Source organism: Catellatospora sp. NPDC049609, assembly GCF_040675365.1.
Lineage (GTDB): Bacteria > Actinomycetota > Actinomycetes > Mycobacteriales > Micromonosporaceae > Catellatospora.
This window is the reverse complement of record NZ_JBFAOU010000234.1, coordinates 1-10,514: the sequence shown is the minus strand read 5'-3', so window position 1 is coordinate 10,514 and position 10,514 is coordinate 1. Positions and strand designations below refer to the sequence as shown.

Genomic DNA, 10,514 nt, shown 5'->3' with positions numbered 1-10,514 from the left:
TGTGCTCTCTTGTCGGTTTTCGGCGTTTGGGGGGGCAGCTAGTTGGGGGGGGGGGCGCCGGGTGGGGGCGTTAGATGCGGTGGATGGACAGGCCCATGACGGCGGGTTTGCCGTAGGCGCCGGTGATGTTGATGTTGAGGGTGCCGTCGGAGACGGTGACGGTGTACGCGCCGTTCTTGCGCCAGTGGCCCAGGGCCAGGTCACCGAGGTTGCTGGCCTTGAGGATGCCCTCCAGGGTGACGTTGAAGCGGCGGGTGTTGCCCTGCACCGACTCCATCTCCCAGACGTACACCTGGTAGGTGCCGTTGGCCAGGGTCTGGCTCATGGTGATGGTGCCCAGGTCGGTGCCGATGAGGCCGGTGTGGAGCATCTCCACGGTGGCCGCGTCGGGCAGCGGGCTGGGCGTGACGGTGTTGGTGTGCGCGGTGCCGCCGGAGACCGTGAAGCCCGAGGACTGGGCCGTGGTCTGGCTGACCCACTGGTTGCCCTCGATGGTGACCGCGGGCCCGTTGAGGTTGATGCCCTTGACGAAGCCGACGGCCGGCGGGCTGGTCGACGGCTGCGGCGACGGCGAGACCGGCGGGGTGGACGGCGACGGTGAGGTGGTGGACCCGCCGGTGACCACGGCCCGGTCGAGGGTGACGACCGTGCCGGAGGCGGCGGCGTTCTTGGTGCCGGTGTTGCGGATCCGCAGCGTGTGGTTGCCCGCGGCGAGCACCGGGCTGGTCCAGACGGCGACGTCGCCGGTCTTGGCGGCGGCGTAGAGGTCGACGTTGACCTCGGCGCCGCCGTCGATGGAGACGCCCGCGATGCCGTGGTGCGAGCCGGTGACGGCCCGGTAGCTCACCCGGGTGCCGTTGAAGGCCAGGGTGGCCGTCTCACCGGTGTTGAGGCTCCAGCTCTGGCTGGCGTTGTGGTACACCGCCGGAGCGGTCTCGTTGCAGCCGGTGCAGTGGTTCCAGCCGCTGTAGTTCCACTGGTTCTGGCCGGTGCCGGTGACCGCGTCGTCGATGCTGACCGAGCCGGGCGGCAGCGGCGAGGCCGACGGCGACGGGCTGGCCGGTGTGGACGGCGACGGCGAGGCGGGCGGGGGAGAGGACGGCAGGGTGCCGCCGTTCTTGACGAGCAGGCGCGCGGCCTGGGTCGCGAACATCTGGTACGCCGGGTCGTACTGCGCCTTGGTGGTGTCGGGCTCGCCGTAGATGGAGAAGCCCTCGCCGTTGTCCGGCGGCCAGATGAACGTGGCCGGGTCGACGTTGTCGTCCTGCGGGTGCGGGCGGGTCGCCGGGGGCACGACCTTGCCCTCGACCCGCCAGGACAGCCAGCCCGCGCAGTCGTTGTTGTTGTAGATCGCGTCGAGCCAGCTGCTGTAGATGTTCGAGCGGGTCACCTTCTCCGCTGCGCTGCGCGCCGGGTAGGCGAACTCCTGCAGGATGACCGGCTTGCCGCCGCTCACCGCCGTGGCGCAGTGCTGGTTGATCAGGTTCACGACCTGCTGCGGGGAGATGTTGTGGTACGTCGGGTAGGTGTGCCAGGTCTGGAAGTCGATCGCCGGGACGTTGGCCGCCTCGGTGTTCGGGTCGGAGCCGGCCTGCCCGCCGTAGAAGCCCTCGCTGCCGGTGGTGACCAGCTGCTGGGCGCCCTGCGCCTTGATGTGCGACGCCATCTCCTGGAACCAGCCCTGGGCCAGCGGCACCGAGCTGACCTCGGGCTCGTTCATCAGGTCCCAGGCGAAGATGGTCGGGTCGTCCTTGTACTTCACGCCCGTGATGCTGTTGGTGCGGTTGAGCACGAAGCTGACCCAGTCCTTGTACAGCTGCTTGGTGCGGGGGTCGCTGTAGAAGAACGTGTAGCGCTGCGCGTGGCTGGACCCGTTGTAGCCGGGGATGTACCACGAGTTGATCTGCTGGGTGCCGCCGGCCCACTGCCAGAAGTCCATCATCGCGATGTTGAGCTTCAGGCCGAGCTGCCCGGCCTTGGCGATGACGTAGTCCCAGCGGCCCAGCCCGTTGGTGGTGCTGGGGTTGAAGGCGTAGGTGTTGGTGGCGGTGTCCCAGTAGATCAGGTACGTCCCGTGCATGCCCATGTTGGACGCGTCGCCGGTGCTGTTGGGGTTCCAGATGTGCGGCTTGGTGGTGCCGTCCAGCGACCCGATGACCGAGTGCAGGATGCCGCGTACGACGTTGTAGTGGGACGCGTCGGCGTAGCCGAGCATCGAGTCGACCTCGGCGCGGGTGCCCCAGCCGAGGTAGTGGCTGTTGGTGCCGGCGACGTAGAACGGCTTGCCGTCGAGCATGAACTTGGTGCCGGACGTGGTGACGAAGCCGGGGGCGGCCTTCGCCGAGTTGGCGACCAGCATGGGCAGCAACACGGCGAGGATCACCGCAATCATGAGCGGGAGGGTGTACCGGTGGATCCGAAGAGCTTTCATCGCAGGTCTCCTACCTGTGAATCTCCTGGTCTCGGTGCGGGGCGCCGTGCCGGGGCCGGGCAGCCCCGAACACGACGTGGTTCGATTAATGTGCACTTTTGGATCAAAGCGGGCACAGGCGTCCCCGGTCCCGCGTTGTGCGACGCCCGTCAGCCGGCAGCGGGCGTGTTCAGGGGCGGGATCGCGTTGGCCGCGATGACCCCGCGGTACCAGTGGCCGCTGTTCTTGATCGTGCGGCGCTGGGTGGCCCGGTCCACGTGGATCAGGCCGAAGGTCTGGCTGTAGCCGTACACCCACTCGAAGTTGTCGATCAGCGACCACATCACGTAGCCGCGCACGTCCACCCCGTCGGTGATCGCGTCGTGCAGCGCGGCCAGGTGGGCGTGCAGGTAGTCGACGCGGCCGACGTCGTCGACGCGGCCGTCCGGGCCGAGCTGGTCGGGGTAGGACACCCCGTTCTCGGCGATCATGATCGGGACCGGGCCGTAGTCGTGGCGGATGCGGTTGAGCAGCTCGCGCAGCCCGCCCGCGTCGACCTGGCCGTGGATGGTGGCCGGCCCCTCGGCGGGGGCCACGTGCACCAGCCCCTCGCTGCCGACCCAGCGGTTGTACGGGTCGGCGGGTCCCTCGCCGCCCGCGACGTACAGCGGCGTGTAGTAGTTCACGCCGAGCACGTCGATCGGCACGGCGGCCGTGGCCAGGTCGCCGTCGCGCACGAACGACCAGTCGCTGACGTGCGCGGTGTCGGCGATCAGGTCGGCCGGGTACGCCCCGCGCAGCAGCGGGTCGAAGAAGATCCGGTTGCGCAGCGCGTCGGCGCGGCGTACCGCGTCGAGGTCCGCGGGGGAGGTGCCCCGGGTCCGCACCGGGGCCGGGTTGAGCGCGATCGACACCTGCGCCGACGCGGGCAGCGCGGCCCGCAGCGCCTGCACGCCCAGGCCGTGCGCCAGGTTGAGGTGGTGCGCCACGGCCAGCGTGGTGGCGTCGTCGGCGACGCCGGGGGCGTGGATGCCGGAGGCGTGGCCGAGGAACGCGGTGCACCACGGCTCGTTCAGGGTGACCCACAGCGGCACCCGGTCGCCCAGGCGGGCCGCGACCAGCCCGGCGTAGTCGGCGAACCGCTGCGCCATGTCCCGGTCCGCCCAGCCGCCCGCGTCCTGCAGCACCTGCGGGTGGTCCCAGTGGTAGAGGGTGAGCATCGGGTCGATGCCGTTGGCCAGCAGCTCGTCCACCAGCCGGGAGTAGAAGTCCAGCCCCTTCGGGTTGGCCGGGCCGCGCCCGTCGGGCTGCACCCGCGGCCAGGACACCGAGAAGCGGTAGGTGTTCAGGCCCAGCTCCGCCATGAGGGCCACGTCCTCGCGGTAGCGGTGGTAGTGGTCCACCGCGACGTCGGCCCGGTGCTCGCCGTGCACCCGCCCGGGGACGGCGGTGAATGTGTCCCAGGTGGACGGTGTACGCCCGTCGGCGTCCAGGGCTCCCTCGACCTGGAACGCCGCGGTGGCCGCGCCCCAGCGGAACCCCGCGGGGAACTCCGACGGTGCGGCGCCCGCGTGCGGCGCGGTCTCCGTGGCGGCGGTCATCTGCGGCACTCCTCGGGGTGCGGGCCCTCGCGGGCGGTTTCGGCGACCCGGCCGGTGCTCGGCCGGGCTGTGCGGTGCTCGGGACCGGTGTCCGGCCCGCGGGGCGGGGCGGCTAGCGGGACGGGCGGTAGGGCCCGGTGCTGCCGCGGGGCAGCAGCCGGTAGGGCTCGGCGGGCTGGGAGCCGGCGTCCCGCTCGCCGTCGATCGCGGCGAAGAGCATGCGCGCGGCCTGGGCGCCCCGGCCCGGGATGTCGTGGGCCAGCGCGGTGAGCTTCGGGTTGACCAGGCGGCACAGCCGGGAGTCGTTGAACGCGATCAGGGACAGCTCGTCCGGCACGGACAGGCCCATCTCCAGCGCGACCTCCAGGCCGGTGACCGCGGTCAGGTCGGTGTGGTAGATGATCGCCGTCGGCCGCTCGGGCGAGGCCAGCAGCCGCCGGGTGGCCTGCGCGCTGTCCTCGTCGGAGTAGTCCGCCCGCACCGTCACCGGCTCGGGCAGCCCGCGCAGCCGGCACACCTCGTGCAGGGCCGCGGTGCGGTCGACGATGTGGCGCATCACCGGGTCGCCCGCGACGTGGGCCAGGCGGCGGTGGCCCAGCGCGGCGAGGTACTCCACCACGTCGGTCATGCCCGCCGCGTCCTGCGACCAGATGCTCGGCAGGGCGCCGGTGCCGGCCGGGCCGCCGATGACGACCGCGGGCAGGTGCAGGTCCTCCAGCACCGCCACGCGCGGGTCGTCGTCGCGCAGGTTGAGCACGATCACGCCGTCGACCCGGTGCTCGGCCCACCACCGGCGGTAGGTCGCGATCTCGGCCTCGGTGTCCTCGACGACCTGGAGGTTGAGCCCGCACGAGCGCGCCGACAGCTCCGACTCCAGGCCGCTGATCAGCTCCATGGTGAACGGCTCGGCGCCCAGCAGCCGCGCGGGGCGCTGCAGGGCCAGCCCGATCGCGCCGGCCCGGCCGCCGCGCAGGGCGCGGGCCGCGCTGTGCGGGCGCCAGCCCAGCTCGGCCGCGACGCCGAGCACCCGCTGGCGGGTCTCCTCCGAGACGCCCGGCTGGTCGTTGAGCGCGAACGAGACCGCCGACCGGGAGACGCCCGCGCGGTCGGCGATGTCGGCGATGGTGGGTCGCTTCACGACCGTCCTCCGTCCCGCATGTGCTGCTCCCGGCTGTCGTTTACTAAACCGATTTTGTTACGGAGCGGCACAGTAGCAGTGCGCTCCGGCGAGCGGAAGACCCCGGTCGATCCGCGCGAAAGCACAACTGAGCCTTCGGTTAGCTGCGAACACGTCGTCATCTGCGGCAATGCTCCCCTTCGGATGCTGCGAAAAAGTTTCCGGCGTAACACGGTGTTGACGTACTCGCGAGGGCGGGCTATGGTCCCGGTCACTGTTTCGATTTAGTACCCATCGCGCCTGGCTGATGGATCGTGACAGGACCGCCGGAGCCCCCTTGGTCCGGAGGCCCGCCCGATGCCGGCCGGTCGCGACGCGCCGCACCCTTCCCCGCGCATCGCACCTCACAGGAGTTCACTATGGAGCATCCTCGAACCAGGACGTTCCGCCGGAGGCCCGGCGTCGTCCTGACCGCGCTGCTGCTGGCCGCGTCGCTCGTCACCGCCGCCTGCGGCGGTGGCGAGGACCCGGCCGACGACAGCGGTCCGGTGACCATCAGCTGGGGCTGGTGGAGCAACACCCCCGAGAAGGACGCGCTCTACCGCAAGTGGCTCGACTCGTTCGAGGCGAGCCACCCGAACATCAAGATCAAGTCTGAGTTCCTGCCCTGGGACGCGTACTGGGACAAGGTGAAGACCACCACCGCCGGCGGCAACGCCTACGACGTGGTCGGCCTGTGCTCCTGTTTCGCCGCGTCCTACTTCGACAACGAGGTCTTCGCCGACCTCAAGAAGTTCGACGACTACGGCCCCGCGGTCGCCGGCGCCCAGCCCGGCCCGGTCGGCGTCTTCGGCTGGAAGGACAAGCAGTACGCGATGCCGGTCGGCATCTCCGTGCCGCTGGTCGGCTACAACAAGGACCTGTTCAAGGCCGCCGGGGTGCCCGACCCCGACCCGACCAAGGTGATGACGTTCGACGAGTTCAAGGCGATGGCCAAGAAGCTCACGAAGGTCAACGGCTCCGGCAAGGCGACGCAGTACGCGCTGCACCCGGGCAGCATCAACTTCTGGGAGTCGCTGATCGCCATGCGCGGCGGCTCGATGTACGACAACTTCGTCAGCCCGACGAAGGTCACCATCAACTCCCCGCAGGGCATCGCGGGCCTCGCCGACTACGCCAGCCTGTTCACTGACAAGATCGTGCCCCCGATCGACGAGCAGCGCGAGAACCAGTGGCTCAACGGCGACCTCGACAGCCTGCGTACCGGCAAGGTGGCCATGGCCCGGGTCGGCCCCTGGAACTTCGCCGACATCGCGGCCAAGTCCCCGAACATCGGCGTCTTCCCGCTGCCGAAGGTCGGCGACAGCCTGGTCCTCTACTCCGGCGCCAACGGGTACGCGATCTCCGCGGAGAGCGAGCACCAGCAGCAGGCGTGGGAGTTCCTCAAGTGGATGCTCAAGACCGAGAACCAGGTCGAGTTCGCCAAGTTCAGCGACGTGCCGGTGGACAAGGCCGCGCTGGAGAAGCTGCCGGACTTCATCACCCCGAAGGAGTTCGCGCCGACCCTGCTGGCCTCCGTGCCGGCCTTCCGCCCCGGTCTGCTGACCGTCAAGGAGGAGCTGGGCAAGGACGTCGGCCTGATCATCGACGACCTGGGCCGCGGCAAGCTCACCCCCGAGCAGGCCGCCGCCGAGATCGAGAAGAAGGGCAACGCGCTGCTGTCGCAGTAGCGTGACCCGCCGGTGCGGCCCCGCAGGTTCACGCGGGGCCGCACCGGCCCGACCGGCCGCCACGGGGGCCGCCGGTCCGCGTTCGGCCCGTTCACTGCCGTTCCACAGGTTCCGACCGGAGGCGTACAGCATGACCATGGTTTCGGCCGAGCAGCGGCCGCGCCCGAAGCGGCGCTGGTGGCGGCGCGAGGGCGTGCAGGGCTACCTCTACATCAGCCCATGGCTGCTGGGCTTCCTGATGTTCGGTGTCGCGCCGCTCATCGCCGCGTTCATGACCAGCCTCGCCAAGGCCAACGTGTTCCGCACCATCCGGTTCGTGGGCACCGACAACTACGAGAAGATCCTCACCGACGACCCGGTGTTCTCCACCATCGCCGGCAACATGCTGATCTACGTGATCGGCTCGACGGTGATCTCGATCGCCCTCGGTCTCGGCCTGGCCCTGCTGCTGTTCAAGGACTTCCGGGGCAACCACGTCTTCCGCACCCTGATCTACGTGCCCAGCCTGCTCGTCGGCATCGCCACCGCGTACCTGTTCAAGCAGGTGTTCCGCGGCGGCGAGGTCGGCCTGGCGAACATGTTCCTGAGCCTGTTCGGCACCGAGCCGGTGAACTGGCTCGGCGACTCGGAGAAGCCCTGGCTGGCGCTGGTCGCGCTGATCCTGGTCAACGTGTGGTTCGCCGGCGGCACCATGCTGATCTTCCTGGCCGGGCTCAAGGGCATTCCGGCCAGCTACTTCGAGGCCGCCCGGGTCGACGGGGCCGGACCGTGGCAGATGTTCCGCAAGGTCACCCTGCCGCTGCTGTCGCCGGTCATCGTCTTCAACACCGTCATGGCGCTGATCGGCCACATCCAGGTCTTCGAGACCCCGCTGGCCTTCGCCAACAGCGGCGGCGTCGCCACCGGCAACCCGCTGGGCTACGAGAACAGCCTGGGCACCTTCGTGACCTACCTGTACGTCAAGGGCTTCGTCTACCAGGACATGGGCTACGCCTCGGCGCTGGCGTTCATCATGTTCGCCGCCACCCTGGTGCTGACCGGCCTGGTGCTCTGGCTGGCCCGGCGCTTCACCGCGTACGGCGACGCCGACCAGAACTGACCGCGGCCCACCCACCGGAGGATTCGATGCAAGACGTGTTGGACAAGCCGCGGCGCGGCGACGCGCCGTCCGCCGTTGCGGCCGAGCCGCCCGTCACCGTGCGGCGCAGGCGCAACCCCCGGGTGCGCTGGGAGCTGACCGCGCGGATCACCGCGCTGAGCCTGTTCTGCCTGCTGCTGCTGTTCCCGTTCGTGTGGCTGGTGTCGCAGTCGCTCAAGGACACCAACCAGTACTTCGCGGTGCCGTTCGAGTGGATCCCCAGCCCGTTCCGCTGGGAGAACTTCACCGACGTCATCTTCAAGTACGAGTTCCTCCACTACATCGGCAACAGCCTGTGGCTGGCCGTGTACGCCGTGGTGGTGAACATCCTGTCGTCGTCGTTCGTGGCGTACGGGTTCTCCCGGTTCCGCTTCCCCGGCCGCAACGCGCTGTTCATGGTCGTGCTCGCCACGATGATGCTGCCCGGCCAGGTCATGACGATCTCGCTGTACCGCTTCTACCGCGACATCGGCTGGATCGACACCTTCTACCCGCTGCTGGTGCCCAAGCTGTTCGGCGCCGCGTTCGAGATCTTCCTGTTCCGGCAGTTCTTCCTCAGCCTGCCCCGCGAGGTCGACGAGGCCGCCCGCATCGACGGCTGCGGCACCCTGCGCACCTGGTGGCACATCATCCTGCCGCAGTCCAAGCCGGTGATCATCGTGGTCGCGGTGTTCACGTTCCTGGGCAGCTGGCGCGAGCTGTTCGGCCCGCTGATCTACCTGACCGGCGAGGAGAACCGCACCCTGCCGCTGGGCCTGCTCTACTTCACCTCGCCCTTCGGCTCGTCGCTGCCCATGCTGATGGCGGCCATCGTCATCTCGCTCATCCCACCCATCGTCCTGTACGCCCTCGGTCAGAAGTACATCGACAAGGGCGTCGCCATCGCGGAGATCAAATGACCGTCTCTCAGCCCACCGCCGTGCCCGACGCCTCGGCGCACGCCGGCCGCCGTCCGCCGCTGGACCGGGCCGCGCTGCCCGAGCCGGTGCTCGACGCCGAACCCGCGCTGGTCGACCTGTACTGGGCCGCCTGGGAGCTGGCCGCCGACCACGTGGTGTCGCGGGACGGGGTGCCGCGCTCGCCGTACATGGACGAGGGCTTCGATCCGGACACCATCTGGATCTGGGACACCTGCTTCATGGCGCACTTCTGCAAGTACGCCCCCGACCTGTTCCCCGGCGTGGAGAGCTTCGACAACTTCTACCGCCCGATGTACGACGGCGAGCCGTCCTCGCTGCGCATCCACCACCCGGACAACCCGCCGCTGTTCGCCTGGTCCGAGGAGGAGTACGTCCGCCACACCGGTGACCTGGACCGGGTCCGCCGGTTGCTGCGCGACAAGCGCTACCTGCAGCAGCACTTCGCGTTCATGGAGGACACGCCCGCCGGCAGCCGCTTCCCGCACAGCACCATCCCGACCACGGTCGAGCGCGTGCCGCGCGGCTACCGGTGGGAGGGCGTGTGCAGCGGCATGGACAACACGCCCCGCGCCCCGATCCAGGGCGAGCACGGCACCTCCGGCGACATCCTCTGGTACGACGTCGCCGCCCAGCAGGCCCTGTCGGCCCGCTCCATCGCCAACCTCGCCCGGCTCATCGGCGAGGACGGGATCGCCGCGGAGTACGACGCGCACCACGCGCGCCTCGCCGAGCTGGTCGACGACTTCTGGTGCGCCGAGGACGCGACCTATTACGACCGGTTCGACGAAGAGCCCTACAACTTCCACCGGGTACGCACACCCGCGGCGTACTGGCCGCTGCTCGCCGGGGTCTGCGACACCGCGCAGGCCGACGCGCTGGCGAACGCGCTGGCCGACCCCGCCTGCTTCGGGGGAACGGTGCCCTGGCCGTCGGTGGCCCGCAACGACCCGGAGTTCCGCCCCGACGGCATGTACTGGCGCGGCGGGGTCTGGATCCCGGTCGCCTACGCCAGCGCCCGCGCCCTGGCCGACCACGGCCACGAGGCCCTCGCGCACTCCGCGTCGCTCACCCTGATCCGCCACATGGCCCGCACCTGGGCCGACTACGCCCCCGCGACCATCTGGGAGGCGTACTCGCCGACCCGTCCCGCCCCGGCCACCGCCAAGGACGACCGGACGGACGTACGCCCCGACTTCTGCGGCTGGTCCGCGCTCGCCCCCATCTCCATGCTCATCGAGCACGTCCTCGGCCTGCGCGTCGACGCCCTCACCCGCACCGTCCGCTACCGCCGCCACCTGCCCGGCCGCACCGGCATCCGCAACCTCCGCTGCGGAGACACCCGGCTCACCCTCATCGCCGACGACACCGCCCTGACCGTCGAGACCGACGGCCCGATCACGCTCTCCCTCCCCGACCGCGACATCCCGCTCCCCGCGGGCTCCCACACCCTGCCCTGGTAAGGAAGGGCACCTTCTTCACGCTCCGCGTTGAGGAAGGGCACCTTCTTACGATCTTGTGCGCAATAGCTGACGGTGGCGGTTGCTGGTCCGATCGCAGATCCTTTTTGGATGCCGCGTCGATGGGCTCGTCGTGTCTTC

Annotated in this window: 7 protein-coding genes; 4 read left to right on the top strand and 3 right to left on the bottom strand. The window is 69.9% G+C overall.

The genetic code is table 11. From position 1 onward, the window contains the following. Positions 1-70: 70 nt before the first annotated feature. The 3 genes from AB0J67_RS36220 to AB0J67_RS36210 all read right to left on the bottom strand — a co-directional run bounded on the left by AB0J67_RS36220 (position 71) and on the right by AB0J67_RS36210 (position 5,149). Positions 71-2,392 (bottom strand): hypothetical protein, encoded by a 2,322-nt coding sequence (locus AB0J67_RS36220; protein ID WP_363489476.1) that lies wholly within the window; start codon positions 2,390-2,392, stop codon positions 71-73. Positions 2,393-2,580: 188 nt separating this feature from the next. Beyond that, entirely contained in the window at positions 2,581-4,011 is a 1,431-nt protein-coding gene (locus AB0J67_RS36215; protein WP_363489474.1) for a GH1 family beta-glucosidase, read from the bottom strand. Positions 4,012-4,123: 112 nt separating this feature from the next. Further along, entirely contained in the window at positions 4,124-5,149 is a 1,026-nt protein-coding gene (locus AB0J67_RS36210; RefSeq protein WP_363489472.1) for a LacI family DNA-binding transcriptional regulator, read from the bottom strand. A gap of 398 nt (positions 5,150-5,547) precedes the next feature. On the opposite strand from AB0J67_RS36210, the gene AB0J67_RS36205 reads away from it, so the two are divergent. From AB0J67_RS36205 to AB0J67_RS36190, 4 genes are all read left to right on the top strand, one after another. Then, a complete protein-coding gene (locus AB0J67_RS36205) occupies positions 5,548-6,858 on the top strand; it encodes a sugar ABC transporter substrate-binding protein (protein WP_363489470.1) in 1,311 nt (436 codons plus the stop codon). A gap of 130 nt (positions 6,859-6,988) precedes the next feature. Further along, complete coding sequence (locus tag AB0J67_RS36200; RefSeq protein ID WP_363489468.1) at positions 6,989-7,957, top strand: sugar ABC transporter permease; 969 nt, start codon at positions 6,989-6,991, stop codon at positions 7,955-7,957. A gap of 26 nt (positions 7,958-7,983) precedes the next feature. Continuing rightward, positions 7,984-8,895, top strand: coding sequence for a carbohydrate ABC transporter permease (locus AB0J67_RS36195; protein WP_363489467.1), 912 nt, complete (start codon positions 7,984-7,986; stop codon positions 8,893-8,895). Further along, positions 8,892-10,376 (top strand): trehalase family glycosidase, encoded by a 1,485-nt coding sequence (locus tag AB0J67_RS36190; protein ID WP_363489465.1) that lies wholly within the window; start codon positions 8,892-8,894, stop codon positions 10,374-10,376. The genes AB0J67_RS36195 and AB0J67_RS36190 overlap by 4 nt, the downstream gene beginning before the upstream one ends. The last annotated feature ends 138 nt before the right edge of the window (positions 10,377-10,514 follow it).